The sequence below is a fragment of the Micromonospora sp. NPDC000089 genome (assembly GCF_042899365.1).
Lineage (GTDB): Bacteria > Actinomycetota > Actinomycetes > Mycobacteriales > Micromonosporaceae > Micromonospora.
The window spans coordinates 270,283-284,760 of record NZ_JBIAZT010000005.1 but is presented as its reverse complement, the minus strand read 5'-3'; the positions used below and the strand labels follow the sequence as shown (position 1 = coordinate 284,760).

Annotated in this window: 17 protein-coding genes; 6 read left to right on the top strand and 11 right to left on the bottom strand. The window is 74.3% G+C overall.

Features of this window, described 5'->3' with window-relative positions:
• Positions 1 to 147 precede the first annotated feature (147 nt).
• From mshC to ACFY3U_RS12840, 6 genes are all read right to left on the bottom strand, one after another.
• The gene (gene mshC, locus ACFY3U_RS12865) at positions 148 to 1,386 is read right to left on the bottom strand and encodes a cysteine--1-D-myo-inosityl 2-amino-2-deoxy-alpha-D-glucopyranoside ligase (protein ID WP_387199581.1); all 1,239 of its coding nucleotides are present in this window, start codon (positions 1,384 to 1,386) and stop codon (positions 148 to 150) included.
• Positions 1,387 to 1,453: 67 nt separating this feature from the next.
• Positions 1,454 to 2,269, bottom strand: coding sequence for an SCO1664 family protein (locus ACFY3U_RS12860; protein ID WP_387199578.1), 816 nt, complete (start codon positions 2,267 to 2,269; stop codon positions 1,454 to 1,456).
• Positions 2,266 to 2,838 carry a DUF3090 domain-containing protein gene (locus ACFY3U_RS12855; RefSeq protein ID WP_387199575.1) on the bottom strand — a complete coding sequence of 191 codons (573 nt, stop codon included), beginning with the start codon at positions 2,836 to 2,838 and terminating at the stop codon, positions 2,266 to 2,268. The genes ACFY3U_RS12860 and ACFY3U_RS12855 overlap by 4 nt, the downstream gene beginning before the upstream one ends.
• A gap of 103 nt (positions 2,839 to 2,941) precedes the next feature.
• Complete coding sequence (locus ACFY3U_RS12850; RefSeq protein WP_387199571.1) at positions 2,942 to 3,646, bottom strand: histidine phosphatase family protein; 705 nt, start codon at positions 3,644 to 3,646, stop codon at positions 2,942 to 2,944.
• A gap of 77 nt (positions 3,647 to 3,723) precedes the next feature.
• Complete coding sequence (locus ACFY3U_RS12845) at positions 3,724 to 4,560, bottom strand: undecaprenyl-diphosphate phosphatase (RefSeq protein ID WP_387199568.1); 837 nt, start codon at positions 4,558 to 4,560, stop codon at positions 3,724 to 3,726.
• Positions 4,557 to 5,609: an LLM class F420-dependent oxidoreductase gene (locus tag ACFY3U_RS12840; protein ID WP_387199565.1), complete on the bottom strand. Its 1,053-nt coding sequence runs from the start codon at positions 5,607 to 5,609 to the stop codon at positions 4,557 to 4,559. The genes ACFY3U_RS12845 and ACFY3U_RS12840 overlap by 4 nt, the downstream gene beginning before the upstream one ends.
• Before the next feature lie 177 nt (positions 5,610 to 5,786).
• On the opposite strand from ACFY3U_RS12840, the gene ACFY3U_RS12835 reads away from it, so the two are divergent.
• Positions 5,787 to 6,758, top strand: a complete 972-nt coding sequence (locus ACFY3U_RS12835) for an aldo/keto reductase (protein ID WP_387199562.1) — start codon at positions 5,787 to 5,789, stop codon at positions 6,756 to 6,758.
• 99 nt (positions 6,759 to 6,857) lie between these two features.
• The gene (locus ACFY3U_RS12830; protein ID WP_088646215.1) at positions 6,858 to 7,049 is read left to right on the top strand and encodes a DUF5703 family protein; all 192 of its coding nucleotides are present in this window, start codon (positions 6,858 to 6,860) and stop codon (positions 7,047 to 7,049) included.
• A gap of 90 nt (positions 7,050 to 7,139) precedes the next feature.
• Here the strand turns inward: ACFY3U_RS12830 and ACFY3U_RS12825 are convergent, their stop codons facing one another.
• Together ACFY3U_RS12825 and ACFY3U_RS12820 are read right to left on the bottom strand one after the other, a co-directional pair.
• Positions 7,140 to 7,802: a hypothetical protein gene (locus ACFY3U_RS12825; protein ID WP_387199558.1), complete on the bottom strand. Its 663-nt coding sequence runs from the start codon at positions 7,800 to 7,802 to the stop codon at positions 7,140 to 7,142.
• 45 nt (positions 7,803 to 7,847) lie between these two features.
• Positions 7,848 to 9,173, bottom strand: coding sequence for a M20/M25/M40 family metallo-hydrolase (locus ACFY3U_RS12820; protein WP_387199555.1), 1,326 nt, complete (start codon positions 9,171 to 9,173; stop codon positions 7,848 to 7,850).
• A gap of 148 nt (positions 9,174 to 9,321) precedes the next feature.
• Between ACFY3U_RS12820 and ACFY3U_RS12815 the strand changes: the two genes are divergently transcribed.
• Positions 9,322 to 9,939 carry a hemerythrin domain-containing protein gene (locus ACFY3U_RS12815; protein ID WP_387199552.1) on the top strand — a complete coding sequence of 206 codons (618 nt, stop codon included), beginning with the start codon at positions 9,322 to 9,324 and terminating at the stop codon, positions 9,937 to 9,939.
• Positions 9,940 to 9,980: 41 nt separating this feature from the next.
• On the top strand, positions 9,981 to 10,220 hold the full coding sequence (locus ACFY3U_RS12810; protein WP_387199549.1) for a hypothetical protein: 240 nt from the start codon (positions 9,981 to 9,983) through the stop codon (positions 10,218 to 10,220).
• 106 nt (positions 10,221 to 10,326) lie between these two features.
• Here the strand turns inward: ACFY3U_RS12810 and ACFY3U_RS12805 are convergent, their stop codons facing one another.
• The 3 genes from ACFY3U_RS12805 to ACFY3U_RS12795 are packed head-to-tail and all read right to left on the bottom strand — an operon-like array spanning position 10,327 to position 13,450.
• Positions 10,327 to 10,677, bottom strand: a complete 351-nt coding sequence (locus ACFY3U_RS12805) for a DUF3140 domain-containing protein (protein ID WP_387199546.1) — start codon at positions 10,675 to 10,677, stop codon at positions 10,327 to 10,329.
• Positions 10,677 to 10,877 carry a hypothetical protein gene (locus ACFY3U_RS12800; protein ID WP_387199543.1) on the bottom strand — a complete coding sequence of 67 codons (201 nt, stop codon included), beginning with the start codon at positions 10,875 to 10,877 and terminating at the stop codon, positions 10,677 to 10,679. The genes ACFY3U_RS12805 and ACFY3U_RS12800 overlap by 1 nt, the downstream gene beginning before the upstream one ends.
• Before the next feature lie 14 nt (positions 10,878 to 10,891).
• The gene (locus ACFY3U_RS12795; RefSeq protein WP_387199540.1) at positions 10,892 to 13,450 is read right to left on the bottom strand and encodes an ATP-dependent Clp protease ATP-binding subunit; all 2,559 of its coding nucleotides are present in this window, start codon (positions 13,448 to 13,450) and stop codon (positions 10,892 to 10,894) included.
• Between the two features lie 169 nt (positions 13,451 to 13,619).
• Here ACFY3U_RS12795 and ACFY3U_RS12790 point away from each other — a divergent pair, with 169 nt between their 5' ends.
• Both ACFY3U_RS12790 and ACFY3U_RS12785 read left to right on the top strand, forming a co-directional pair.
• Positions 13,620 to 14,006, top strand: a complete 387-nt coding sequence (locus ACFY3U_RS12790; RefSeq protein ID WP_387199538.1) for a hypothetical protein — start codon at positions 13,620 to 13,622, stop codon at positions 14,004 to 14,006.
• A gap of 211 nt (positions 14,007 to 14,217) precedes the next feature.
• A complete protein-coding gene (locus ACFY3U_RS12785; RefSeq protein ID WP_387199535.1) occupies positions 14,218 to 14,478 on the top strand; it encodes a hypothetical protein in 261 nt (86 codons plus the stop codon).

Below are 14,478 nucleotides of genomic sequence, written 5' to 3'. Positions count from 1 at the left end.
ACTACAACCAGGAAACAGTGGTCTCCCTCGAACAGGGAGGCCACTGTTTCCTGGATCGAGCACGATCTTGCGCGACGCGGGGCAGCCCGACGTGACGCGGAGCGGTGACGGGTCGGGCAGGGGCCCGTTCAGGCCGCTGCCGCGCCGTCAGAGGCGGATGCCGAGGAGGGCGTCGACGGTGTCGGCGAACAGGGGCGGGGCGGTGGGGTCGTCGGTGGCTCCGGCGAGGGTGGCGTCCGCCCACGCGTCGGCCACCGCGATGGCACCCGGGGTGTCCAGGTCGTCGGCGAGTGCGGCGCGTACGCCGGCCAGCAGGTCGGCGCCGGACGGCCCGGCGGGCGCGGCGGCGGCCCGGCGCCAGCGGTCCAGCCGCTCGCCGGCGACCGCGAGCAGGTCGTCGGTCCAGGTGCGGTCGGCGCGGTAGTGGCCGGAGATCAGCGCCAGCCGGACGGCCATCGGGTCGACCCGGTCGGCCCGCAGCCGGGAGACGAAGACCAGGTTGCCCCGGGACTTCGACATCTTCTCGCCGTCCAGGCCGATCATGCCGGCGTGCACATAGTGGCCGGCGAACGGCGCCCGGCCGGTGAGCCGCTCGGCGTGCGCCGCGGAGCACTCGTGGTGCGGGAAGAGCAGGTCGTTGCCGCCGCCCTGCACGTCGATCGTGTCGCCGAGCAGGTTCAGCGCGATCACCGCGCACTCGATGTGCCAGCCCGGGCGGCCGGGGCCCAGGTCGCCGCCCGGCCAGGACGGCTCACCCTCGCGGGCGCCCCGCCACAGCAGCGGGTCGAGCGGGTCGCGCTTGCCGGCGCGGTCCGGGTCGCCGCCGCGCTCCGGGAAGATCTCCAGCATCTGCTCCCGGGTCAGGTTCGACTCGTACCCGAACTCCGGCGCGGCGCTCACGTCGAAGTAGACGTCGCCGGTGCCGTCGTCCAGCCGGTACGCGGCGCCGTCCTTGAGCAGCAGCAGGACCTTCTCGGCGATGTCCGGGATCGACTCCACCGCGCCGACGTAGTGCGCCGGCGGAATGATCCGCAGCGCCTCCATGTCCTCCCGGAACAGCGCGGTCTCCCGCATGGCGAGGACCTTCCAGTCCTCCCCGTCGCGGGCGGCGCGCTCCAGCAGCGGGTCGTCGATGTCGGTGACGTTCTGCACGTAGCGCACCGGCACGCCCGCGTCCCGCCACATCCGCTGCACCAGGTCGAACGTGATCATGGTGGCGGCGTGGCCGAGGTGGGTGGCGTCGTACGGGGTGATGCCGCAGACGTACATGGTGCCGGCGCCGTCCGGGCGGCTCGGGTGGGCCGAGCGCCGCGCCGAGTCGTACAACCTCAGGGGCTGACCGTCACCCGGCAGCCGTGGCACATCGTGTCCCGCCCAAGACTCCATGACCGCCAGCCTAACCAGCGTTCGGACGCCCGGGCGGCGCCCCTCGGGTGATCAACGCGACAACGGCTCACATGGGCGGCCAGGGCATCGCCGGCCAGTCCTCCGGGGGCAGCGGGAACCGGCCGCTCTCGCGCAGGCGGTCGACCCGGGCGGCCAGCTCGGCCACCTCGCCGATCGTCAGGTGCTCGGCCAGCTCCTCGCCCAGCTCGCCGGCGACCCGGCCGGCCAGCGCGTCGAGCATCTCCAGCGCGTCCGGCGGCAGCTGGCGGCCGGCCCAGCCCCACAGCACGGTGCGCAGCTTCTCCTCCACGTGGAAGCAGACCCCGTGGTCCACCCCGTAGAGCCGGTCGTCCGGGCCGACCAGGACGTGGCCGCCCTTGCGGTCGGCGTTGTTGATCACCGCGTCCAGGACGGCCAACCGGGCCAGCCGGGGGTCGTCCGCGTGCGCCAGGGCGTACGCGGCGCCGTCCTCGTCGCGGGCCGCGGCGACCGGGAACCAGCGGGGCGGCACCGACTCGGCCGGCACGAAACCCACCAGCGGCTCGGCGTCCTCCGGCTCGTCGATCCAGAGCTGGCAGGAGCCGGGGCCGAGCGGGCCGTCCCGCAGCACCGTCGGCGGGACCAGATCCCAGCCGGTGGCCCGGGAGACCAGGTAGGCGGAGACCTCCCGGCCGGCCAGGGTGCCGTCCGGGAAGTCCCACAGCGGCCGCTCGCCCCGGACCGGCTTGTAGACGCACCGGGCGGTCTGGTCGTCGAGGGTGAGGATGCCGCGCAGGGTGGTGTTGGAGGCGTCCACCAGCCGACCCTCCAGGGTCAGCTCACCGTCGCGCAGCAGCCGGAGCGCCGCGCTGCCGTCCTGGCGCCGCAGCTCCGACGAGGTCACCGGTGGTAACCGTTGTGCCGGGGGCAGAGGTGACCGGCCGGGTCGAGGGGCTGGCCGCAGAGCGGGCACGGCGGGCGGCCCGCGTTGACCACCCGCTTGGCCCGCTCGATGAACTCGCGGGTCGCCTCCGGGGTGAGCCGCACCCGGAGCCGGTCGAGGTCCTCGTCCGGCTCGTCGTCGTCCTCGTCGTCCGGTTCGTCGTCGAGGTCGACCTCAACCTCGGCCTCGCCGGCGGCGATCGCCTCGATCACCACGGTCGCGCTGTCGACGTCGAAGGCCAGCCCGAGCGTCCCGACCCGGAACTCCTCGTCGACCGGGGTGTCCAGCGGCTCGTTGTCGCCGACGGCGGCCGGAGCCTCCGGCAGGTCGACGCCGAACCGGCGGGCCGCCTCGGTGAGCAGCTCCTCGAGCTTCTCGGCGAGCAGGGACACCTGCACCTTCTCCAGCGCGACGCTGACCAGCCGGCCGCCGCCGCGGGCCTGCAGGAAGAACGTGCGCTCCCCCGGCGGCCCGACGGTCCCGGCGACGAACCGCTCCGGCGGCTCGAAGGCGTGCACCTGGTGGGTCATACCCACGACCCTATCCGGCCCGTGGAGGGGTCGCGCACCGCACCGAGGGTGGTTCCGCCGAGGGCGAACGCGGCGCTTCCGGCGGCCCCCGCACCGACGCCGGTCATCCGGCCGCCCCGGCACCACCGCCCACGGCGGCGTCCGACTCGGCCGGCCGGCTGGCCCGCCGGCGTCGCTTCGGCCGCGGCGGGACCAGACCGCCCAGGTCACCGCCGGTGTCGTTGAGCCGGACCAGGAACGGCCGCAACGGCGTGTAACGGATCGCGGTCACCGAGGCCGGGTCCGCGACGATCCGCTGGAACAGATCCAGGTGTACGCCGAGCGCGTCCGCCACGATGGCCTTGATCACATCGCCGTGGCTGCAGGCCAGCCAGACCGCCTCCGGCCCGTGCTCGGCGGTCACCCGGGCGTCCCAGGCGCGCACCGCGGCGACCGCCCGGGCCGCCATCCCGGCCATCGACTCCCCCTCGGGGAAGACCGCGGCGCTCGGGTGCTGCTGCACCACCGGCCAGAGCGGCTCCTTGGCCAGCTTCTTCAGCGGCTGGCCCTCCCAGCCGCCGTACCCGCACTCGATCAGGCCGTCCTCCAGCACCGGCTCGGTACCGGGCAGGGCCAGCTCCAGGGTCTGCCGGCAGCGGATCAGCGGGCTGCTCACCACCGCCGCGAGCGGTAGGCCGCGCAGCCGCTCGCCGACGGCGGCCGCCTGGGCCCGGCCGGTGTCGTCCAGCTCGACCGGCTGGCGGCCGGCCAGGCCGCCGGCGGCGTTCGCGGTCGTCCGGCCGTGTCGCAGAAGCAGAAGGGTCGCCACGACACCACCCTAGGCGCGCCCGCTCACGCGGCGGCCCCCGGCACCGATGGTGTCGGGGGCCGCCGTGGGAACGCCGCTCAGGTGGCGCTGATCGTGCCGGTGAGCAGCAGCGCCAGCACCAGGGTGCCGACCGCCACCCGGTAGAGCACGAAGACGTACAGGCTGTGGTGCGCGACGTAGCGCAGCAGCCAGGCGATGGCCGCGTAGCCGATGGCGAACGCGATCAGCGTCGCCACCACCAGCTGCGGCCCGGACGGGGCGGCCGTGCCGGGCGCGGACGGCTCGAAGACGTCCCCGAGGCTGAACACCCCGGACAGCACCACGGCGGGGATGGCCAGCAGGAACGAGTAGCGGGCGGCGGTCTCCCGGGTCAGGTTGAGCAGCAGGCCGGCGGTCAGCGTGCCGCCGGAGCGGGAGACGCCCGGCACCAGCGCCATCGCCTGGGCGAAGCCCATCACCACGCCGTCGCGCATCCGGAAGTTCTCCAGGGTGCGGGTCTGCCGGCCCCAGTACTCGGCGAAGGCCAGCACGAAGGCGAACACGATCAGGGTGGTGGCGACCACCCACAGGTTCCGGCCGGCGGTCTTGATCTGGTCCTTGAACAGGTAGCCGAACGCACCGATCGGGATGGTGCCGACGATGACGTACCAGCCCATCCGGTAGTCGAGGCTGGCGCGCACCGAGTGGTCCCGGATGCCCAGCAGCCAGGTGCGGGTGATCCGCCAGATGTCCTTGGCGAAGTAGATCAGCACCGCCGTCTCGGTGCCCAGCTGGGTGACCGCGGTGAAGGAGGCGCCCGCGTCCCGGCCGAAGAAGATCGCCGAGGTGATCCGCAGGTGGCCGGACGAGCTGACCGGCAGGAACTCCGTCAGCCCTTGGACGATGCCCAGGACGATGGCCTCTACCCAGGTCACTCGCCGACTCCGGACAGCTCCAGCGCCTCGGCGACGGTGCGCAGGGTGGCCACGCCGCTGTCCCGGTCGGCGACGAAGAGGGTGACCGACAGGGTGGTCACCCCGGCCGCCGCGTACTCCCGCATCCGCTCGGCGATGCGCTCCTTGGGGCCGAGCAGCGAGGTGCGGTCGATGAACTCCATCGGCACCGCGGCGGCGGCGTCGCGCTGCCGCTTGGCCAGGTAGAGGTCCTGCACCTCGCGGGCGGCGTCGCCGTAGCCCATCCGGGTGGCGAGCTGGTTGTAGAAGTTCTGCTGCCGGCTGCCCATTCCGCCGACGTAGAGGGCCGCGTACCAGCGGACCAGCTCGGCGCAGCTGGCGACGTCGTCGCCGACCACCACCGGCACCGCGGGGACCACGTCGAAGCCGGCCAGCTCCTTGCCAACCTTCGCCCGGCCGGCGCGTACGGAGGCGAGCTGCTCGTCGGCGAACTCGGGGGCGTAGAAGACGGCCAGCCAGCCGTCGGCGATCTCGCCGGCCAGCTCCAGGTTCTTCGGGCCGACCGCGGCGAGGTAGATCGGGATGTGCTCGCGAGGCGGGTGGAAGCCCAGCCGCAGCGCCTTGCCGGGGCCGTCGGGCAGCGGCAGGGTGTAGTGCTCGCCGTCGTACGCGACCTCCTTGCGGGCGACCGCCAGCTTGACGATGTCCACGAACTCGCGGGTGCGGGCGAGCGGCTTGGCGAACCGTACGCCGTGCCAGCCCTCCGACACCTGCGGCCCGGAGACGCCCAGGCCCAGCCGGAACCGGCCGCCGGAGAGCGCGTCGATGGTGGCCGCGGTCATCGCGGTCGTCGCCGGGGTCCGGGCGGGGATCTGCATCACCGCGCTGCCCACGTCGATCCGAGCCGTCTGGCCGGCCATCCAGGCCAGCATGCTGGGCGAGTCGGAGCCGTAGGCCTCCGCCGCCCACACCACCGAGTAGCCGAGCCGGTCCGCCTCCTGGGCAAGCGCCAGGTGGTCGGCCGGTGTGCTCCACGCCGTCTGGTAACCGAGGCTGAGCCCGAGTCGCACTGATCCTCCCCCATCCCGCACCACAGGTCGCATCAGGTTACGCAATGCCGTGCCCGGTGCCGATCACCGGCTCACCACCGCCGCCGGCGGGCACCGGGCGGTCTGTCGGCGACGCGACGGGGGAAGATGGCGGGAGCGAGGATATCGGTGACGCCGGGATCGAAATAAGGTTCACCCATGCAACAGCGACCGCTCGGCCGAAGCGGGCTGGCGGTTTCCCGGCTCGCGCTCGGCACCATGACGTGGGGCCGGGACACCGACTCCGACGACGCGGCCGCCCAGCTGAAGAGCTTCCTCGACGCCGGCGGCAACCTGGTCGACACCGCGGACGTGTTCGGCGACGGCGACGCCGAGTCGGTGCTCGGCTCGCTGCTGGGCGCCCTGGTCCCCCGGGACGAGCTGCTGATCGCCACCAAGGCGGGCCTGCGGCCGGGCACCGGCCGGCGCCGGGACGGCTCCCGGGGGCACCTGCTGCGTACCCTGGACGCCTCGCTGCGCCGGCTCGGCACCGACCACGTCGACCTGTGGCAGGTGCACGGGTACGACGAGGACACCCCGCTGGAGGAGACGCTGTCCGCATTGGACCACGCGGTGACCAGCGGGCGGGTCCGGTACGTCGGGGTGTCCAACTTCGCCGGCTGGCAGACCGCCCGGGCCGCCGCCTGGCAGGCCGCCTGGCCGGGGCGCGCCCCGGTGGTCGCCGCCCAGGTGGAGTACTCGCTGCTGGAGCGCGGGGTGGAGCGGGAGGTGCTGCCGGCCTGCGCGGCGCTGGGGCTGGGAGTGCTGCCCTGGTCGCCGCTGGGGCGGGGGGTGCTGACCGGGAAGTACCGCAACGGTCGGCCGGCGGACTCGCGGGCCGCGTCCGCGCACTTCGAGCGGTTCGTCGCCACCTACCTGGAGCCGCGCTGCTCCAGCATCGTCGAGGCGGTGACCATCGCCGCGGGCGGGCTGGGCGTGTCGCCGGTGGAGGTGGCGCTGGCCTGGATCCGGGACCGGCCCGGGGTCACCGCGCCGATCCTGGGCGCCCGCACGGTCGGCCAGCTGCTGGGCGCGCTGCAGGTGGAGCGGATGACCCTGCCGGAGGAGATCACCACGGCGCTGGACGACGTCTCGGCCGTGCCGGTCGGCTACCCGGAGCGGGACGGCTGAGCGGTTCGTCCCGTCCGACCGGATCGCCGGGGCGACACGCGGCACGGGTCACCCGGACAAGGGTGGCGCGGCCCGGCCGGGCTGGGCAGCATAGGTGCCATGGACTACGAATACGCGCCGCTGAGGTTGCCGCCGAACGTCGACCGGTTGACCGCCGCGGCGCAGCTGGCGATCCAGGCGGAATTCTCCGGCTGGGAACTGGCCCGGGTGCAGCTGTTCCGGGACGGCACGCGCAAGGTGGTGCTGCGCCGCCGTCGGGTCAACCAGCCGCAGCCGGGCCTGTCGTACTGACCTCGGGCGGGCGGACCGGCCCGCCCGCGCCCCGGCCCCGGACCGTGCGGTCCGGGGCCGGGGCGACGCGGGCTCAGTGCTGACGCGGGCTCAGTGCTGGTGGCCGGCGTGGTCGTGGTCGTCCTCGTCCAGGAACGGGTGCTCGTCGAGCCGGCCGACCAGCCGGTCGTCGACGGCCGGGGTGAACGGGCCCACCGGGTCGTCGTCGTCGAAGGCCTCCAGGTCGACCGGGGTGCCGACCTCACTGACCATCACCACGCCGTCCAGCGGCTCCAGCTCCGGCACGTCCAGCGCGCTCAGCGAGCCGTCGCCGCTCTGCAGCAGCTCCAGCACCGCCTCGCCGACGCCCTCGACCGGGGCCGCCTCGTCCTCCTCCGGGGTGCCCTCGCGGCGGGCGGCGTCGGCCACCCGGATCAGCGCCGACACGCTCGGCACCCGGTAGTCGCGGCGCTGCCGCACCGAGATGACCCGCGGGTGCGGATCGGTCGCCTCGGCGCCGTCGGCCCCGCCGCCGAAGCGCTCGTCCGCCTCGTCCGGGTCGATCGACTCCACGTCCCACGGCGTGACCTCGCCGAACGCGTCCAGCAGCTGCTCGTCGTAGGCGAAGGAGGCGTTGTTCAAAGCCACGTACGCCTGCCAGACGTCGTCGTCGTCGATCCGGCCCTGGGCGGCGCGGACCGCCGTGAGGTGGGCGCGGGCGGCGTCGATCACGCGCTCCAGGGCGGCGTCCAGCTCGCCGTGCTGGTCGGTCATCGGTTGGTTCCCTTCGACAGTGGGGGGAGGGTTGCGGAACCGCGGTCAGCAGCTACGGAGGAACCGGTCGAGGACCCGCACGCCGAACTGTAGTCCGTCCACCGGCACCCGCTCGTCGATGCCGTGGAACAGGGCGGAGAAGTTCAGGTCGGCCGGCAGCCGCAGCGGGGCGAACCCGAAGCAGCGGATGCCCAGCTGCGAGAACGCCTTGGCGTCGGTGCCGCCGGAGAGCATGTACGGCACCGGCCGGGCCCCCGGGTCCTCGGCCCGCAGCGCCGCGCCCATCGCCGCCACCAGGTCACCGTCGAAGGTGGTCTCCAGGGCCGGCTGGCGCTGGACGTACTCGATGTCGATGTCCGGGCCGACCAGGTCGCGCAGCTGCTGCTCCAGCATCTGCGACTGGCCGGGCAGGCTGCGGCAGTCGATGGTGGCGGTGGCCCGGCCGGGGATGACGTTGTCCTTGTAGCCGGCGGCCAGCCGGGTCGGGTTGGCGGTGCTGCGGATGGTCGCGCCGATGATGTTCGCGATCGGGCCGAGCTTGGCGATCGCGGTCTCCGGGTCGTCCGGGTCCAGCTCCACGCCGAGCACCTCGGAGACCTCGGTCAGGAAGGCCCGTACGGTGTCGGTGACGGTGACCGGGAAGCGGTGCCGGCCGATCCGGGCGACCGCCTCGGCCAGCGCGGTGACCGCGTTGTCGTCGTGGATGAACGAGCCGTGCCCGGGCCGGCCCCTGGCGTGCAGCCGCAGCCAGTCGATCCCCTTCTCGGCGGTCTCGATCAGGTAGAGCCGGGTGGCGTCGTTGATCGAGTACGAGAAGCCACCCACCTCGCCGACCGCCTCGGTGCAACCCTCGAAGAGCTCCGGGTGCCGCTCCACCAGGAACCGCGCCCCGTAGTCGCTGCCCGCCTCCTCGTCGGCGGTGAACGCCAGCACGATGTCCCGCGGCGGCCGGACCCCGGTGCGCCGCCAGTGCCGCACCACGGCGAGCACCATCGCGTCGAAGTCCTTCATGTCGATCGCGCCCCGGCCCCACAGGTAACCGTCGCGGATCTCGCCGGAGAACGGGTGCACCGACCACTCGTCGGCGTCGGCGGGCACCACGTCCAGGTGGCCGTGCACCAGCAGCGCGTCCCGCCCCGGGTCGGCGCCCGGGATCCGGGCGACCAGGTTGGCCCGGCCGGGCGCGGACTCGTGCAGCTCGGCCTCGACGCCGACCTCGGCCAGCCGCTGCGCGACGTACTCGGCGGCGGCGCGTTCGCCGACGCTGGTCGCGTTGTCGCCGGTGTTGGTGGTGTCGATCCGCAGCAGCTCGCGGCAGAGGTCGACGACCTCGTCGGTGGGATCCGGTGGGCGGGCGGCGTCGGCAGTCACCGCACCTTTCTACCAGCCGGCCGGGGCCGCGGGGAGGCGGCGGATCCGCGCCGGGTTTCCCGATCATCCGGTACGGGTACCTCGGCGCCGACCCGGCACGCCTGTCGTACCGGCCCCCGTCGCGCACCGCCTCGTCGAGGAGGGCACCATGACCGTCCCCCTGCCCCCGCTGCCGCCCGCGGCGGACGACGCGTGGCGACCCGGCGGCCGCAGCATGGCCGACCTCGCCGACACCGAGCACCGGCAGCTGCTCGGCCTGGTCGACGAGGTGCTCGAGCCCGGCCTCACCCCGCAGCGGCGCCGCGAGGTGGTCGAGGTGCTGACCGCCGCGGTGTCCCGGCACCTGTCCGCCGAGGAGCAGTACCTGCTGCCGGCCGCCCGGGCCGCGCTGCCCGAGGCCGGCGACCGGGTGGACCGGGAGCTGGAGGCGGACGCCGCGCTGCTCACCGCGCTGAAGGCGCTCACCGGCCCGGACGACCCGGCGCTGGCCGACGTGGTGGACCGGGTACGCCGGCACGCCGAGGCGGTCTCCGCGCTGATCACCCCGCTGCGCGAGGTGGCCACCGACGCCGAGCTGATCCGGCTGGGCAACCGGTGGGAGATCGCCCAGGAGGCGGCGCCCACCCGGCCGCACCCCGGCACCCCGTCCGCCCCGCCGTGGAACCGGATCGTCGAGCCGGCGGTGGGCGTGGTGGACAAGGTGCGCGACGTGGTGACCGGCCGCCGGACGTACCTGGCCAGCCTGCGGCGGAACGCCCGCGACTGACCGGTGGGTGCGAACGGCCCGGCGGCGGGTATCCGACCCGCATGACCGATCTCTACCCCGCCGCCGACCAGAGCGAGCTGCTGCGCCGGGCGGCCGCCGCGCACACCGCCGCGTCCCGGGACGTCGAGGCGTTCCTGCGCCGGCTGCCCGAGGTGCCCGACCCGGCCGACATCACCGAGTACGCCACCCTGCTCAGCCGGGAGGAGGCCGCCCGGGGCGAACGGCAGGCGGCCGCCGACGCCGCCGGCCTGCAACTGCCCAGCCTCGGCACGGAGCACTGACCGGCCGCCGCGCCGGCGGCCCGCGGGCCCGCCACGCGCTGGCCGCTCCCATCTACCACGACCGCGGCGCCCGGGACCGACCTCCCGGGTGCCGCGGTCGTGCCGGTCAGCGTTCGACGAGGACGTCGTGGCCCAGGTCGAGCAGCGAGTGGCGCCATTTGTCGTCGGCGTTGCCGCCGCGCGGCTTCTCGGCCGACAGCTCGCGGATCCGGTCGATCGCGTTCCGCATCACCTCGATGTCCTCCGGGGTGAGATCGACCTTGCGCTTGCGCAGCACGGCGAGGATCTGCCGGCCCGGCTCGGGCAGGTCGAGATCCGGGTTCGGGCCGAACGACTCCTCCCCCGAGCCGCGGGTCAGCAGCCACTGGCGCAGCTGCTCGGAGGGGACGTTCACCTCGGCGTGGAAGTCCTCCCAGATGACCTCGACCTCGGGGTCGAGTCGCTGCTCGCGTACCATCACGCCTCCTCTTCCGGCGGCCCGGGCGGGGCCGGCTCACCGTCGTCGTCCTGGTGCCTGAGGCCCTCCGGCGGCACCTTCACCCGGGACGGGTTCGCCGTCGGCGGCGCGAGGATCGGTTCGCTGCGCTCCGCGTCGTCCTCGTTCTCGTCGTTCTCCCTGTTCCGCGCGTTCCGCGCGTTCTGCTCCGGTCCGGTCATCCCCGACCTCCGGCTCACCGCGGATGGGTGGTGCTCGACGGGGTGTGGTCGCGGTCCCCGGCCGCCACGTCGAAGGCGAGCTGACCGTCGCGGGCGTCCACGGTGACCTTCTGGCCCGGGGAGATCCCGTTCTCCAGCAGCATCCGGGACAACCGGTTGTCCACCTCGCGCTGGATCACCCGGCGCAGCGGCCGGGCCCCGAACTCCGGCTGGTAGCCGTGCTCGGCCAGCCAGTCCACCCCGGCGGGGGTGAACGCGACCTGGATGTCCTGGGCGTGCAGCCGCCGGCGGGTCTCCTCCAGCAGCAGCTCGGTGATCTGCCGCAGCTGCTCGCCCTCCAGCCGGCGGAAGATGATCGTCTCGTCGATCCGGTTGAGGAACTCCGGGCGGAAGTTCTCCTGCAGCCGACGCATCAGCCGCTGCCGCAGCTCGTCGCTCTCCTGCGAGCCGCCCGGTTCGCCCAGGTCGAACCCGACCGAGCGCTGGCTGCCGGTGATCAGCTCCGAGCCGAGGTTGCTCGTCATGATCAGCACGGTGTTCTTGAAGTTCACCGTGCGGCCCTGGCTGTCGGTGAGCCGGCCGTCGTCGAGCACCTGGAGCAGGATGTTGAACACGTCCGGGTGGGCCTTCTCGATCTCGTCCAGCAGCACCACCGCGTACGGGCGGCGGCGCACCGCCTCGGTGAGCTGGCCGGCCTCCTCGTACCCCACGTAGCCGGGGGGCGCGCCGACCAGGCGGGCCACGGTGTGCCGCTCCTGGAACTCGCTCATGTCCACCCGGATCATCCGGTCGGCCTCGCCGAAGAGCGCCTCGGCCAGCGCCCGGGCCAGCTCGGTCTTGCCGACGCCGGTGGGGCCGAGGAACAGGAAGCTGCCCATCGGGCGGTCCGGGTCGGCCAGCCCGGTACGCGAGCGGCGGACCGCCTCGGCCACCGCGCTGACCGCGTCGTCCTGGCCGACCACCTTCTCGTGCAGCTGACCCTCCAGCCGCAGCAGCCGGTCCCGCTCCTCCTCGGTGAGCTGGCTGACCGGGATGCCGGTGGCCCGGGAGACCACCTCGGCGATCTCCTGCGGCCCGACCGCCGGCACGTGCGAGGAGTCGTTGTCGCCGTTGCCGTGGGCACCCCGGATCCGCTCCTCCAGCTCGGCCAGCCGGTCGCGCAGCGCGGACGCCTTCTCGTACTGCTCGTCGGCGACCGCCTGCTCCTTGTCCCGGCGGACGTCGTCGAGCTGCTGCTCCAGCTCGCGCACGTCGGAGGCGGGGGTCCGGGTGCGCAGCCGGACCCGGGCGCCGGCCTGGTCGATCAGGTCGATCGCCTTGTCCGGCAGGAACCGGTCGGTGACGTACCGGTCGGACAGCTCCGCGGCGGCGACCACCGCCTCGTCGGTGAACCGCACCTGGTGGTGGGCCTCGTACCGGTCGCGCAGGCCGCGCAGGATGGCGACGGTGTCCTCGACGCTGGGCTCGGGCACCAGCACCGGCTGGAACCGGCGGGCCAGCGCGGCATCCTTCTCGATGCTCTTGCGGTACTCGTCCAGCGTGGTCGCGCCGATCACCCGCAGCTCGCCGCGGGCCAGCGCGGGCTTGAGCATGTTGGACGCGTCCATGCCGCCCTCGCTGCCGGCGCCGCCCGCGCCGACCAGGGTGTGGATCTCGTCCAGGAAGATGATCAGCTCGTCCCGGTGGGCCCGGATCTCGTCGATCACCTTCTTCAGGCGCTCCTCGAAGTCGCCCCGGTAGCGGGTGCCGGCGACCAACCCGGACAGGTCGAGCTGGACCACCCGCTTGCCGAGCAGGGTCTGCGGCACGTCCCCGTCGCAGATCCGCTCGGCCAGCCCCTCCACGATGGCGGTCTTGCCGACGCCGGCCTCGCCGATCAGCACCGGGTTGTTCTTGGTCCGGCGGGAGAGGATCTCCACCGCCTGCTCGATCTCGTCGGCTCGGCCGATCACCGGGTCGATCTGGTCCGCCCGGGCCAGGTCGGTGAGGTCCTGGCCGTACTGGTCGAGGGTGGGGGTGCCGCGGTCCGGTTTCGGGCCGCTCGTCGGGCCGCGCTCGGCGCTGGCCGCCTGCAGCGACTCCGGCTGGATCCGCCCGGCGGCGAGCATCCGGCCGGCCGGGGACTCCGGGTTCAGCGGCAGCGCCATCAGGATGTGCTCGGGCCCGATGTAGTTCGCCCCCATCGCGCGGGACAGCTGGTGGGCGTCGAGCAGCGCGCGTTTCGCCGCCGGGGTGAGCGAGAGGTTCGGCGGCACCTCGCCCCTGGGCGCCCCGTCACCGCGCCCGCCCAGGGCGTTGACCAGGGCGTCCGGGTCGGCGCCGGCCCGGCGTACCAGGTCGCGCAGCGGCTCGCGCTGCAGCGCCGCCCAGAGCAGGTGGTCGGTGTCCAGGTCGTTGCTGTGCTTCTGGGCGGCCCGCCGCGCCGCGTCCGCCAGCATCTCCCGGGCGTCCGCGGTCATCAGCCGGGTGATGTCGACCCGGTGCGCCGGTCGGCGACCACCCTCGCCCCGGCCGAAGTACCGGGCCAGGAACTCGTCCCACGGGTCGTTGCCGAAGTCACCGGGTCCCATCATTCTGTCCTCCGCAGTCGGTCGGCACGGCCGCCGGGGCGCGACATGGCGCGGCACGGTCGGCGGTGGCTACCCGGCGGTCGGCCCGACAAACGCCGCCGGCTCGCGGGCGGCGACGAACGCCGCCGCGTCGCAGGCACCGACAAACGCCGCGGGGTGGCAGGCTGGGGGCATGGACACCGCACCGCTGCTGATCGTCGACGGCGCCAACGTGGTCGGCTCCCGGCCGGACGGCTGGTGGCGGGACCGCGCCGGGGCCGCGGCGCGGCTGCGCGACCGGCTGGTGCCGGTGGCCGCCGGGGGCGTACCGCCGGACCTGTCGCCGCCGGTGGAGGTGGTGCTGGTGGTGGAGGGCGCGGCCCGGGACGTGCCGGGGGTGCCCGGCGTCGACACCGTCGGCGCGCCCGGCTCGGGCGACGACACGATCGTGGACCTGGTCCGGGCCGCGCCGGACCGGCGCCGGCTGGTGGTCACCGCCGACCGCGAGCTGCGGGAGCGGGTGGGCGCGCTCGGCGCCGAGGTACGCGGCCCACGCTGGCTGCGCGGCGAGGAGCGCTGACCGGCCCGACCCGGTCCACCTCGGCGGGCCGGGCGACCGACCACGGTCCCGTTGACGGGACCCTGCGCCGCCGACGCAGGGCCCGCACCGGCTCGCGTCGCACGTCAGGGCCGGCATCCGGACAGCGGGGCAGGAACACCGCCAGGGCGGCTGTTCTCTCCCCGAACCGGATGCGTTGTAATGGAGCTCTCCCCGCCCCCTGGAGGTCACCGTGGCGAGCGTCGCCGAACTGAAGGCTGCGATCGATGTCGCGCTGCAACAGATCGGTGACGGGCAGACAGCCGTGCAGGCGGCCGGCGAGAAGCTGTCCGAGGCGCAGCAGACCCTCGCCGGCGCGCTGGAGGGCAGCGGGCACCAAACCGTCGAGGCCGCCCAGGCGTCGCTCACCCAGGCCGGGCAGGAGCTGGAGGAGTGCCTCGCCGCGACACTCGTCGCGGTGGAGCAGGCGCAGCTGTACGTCTCGTCGCTGTAG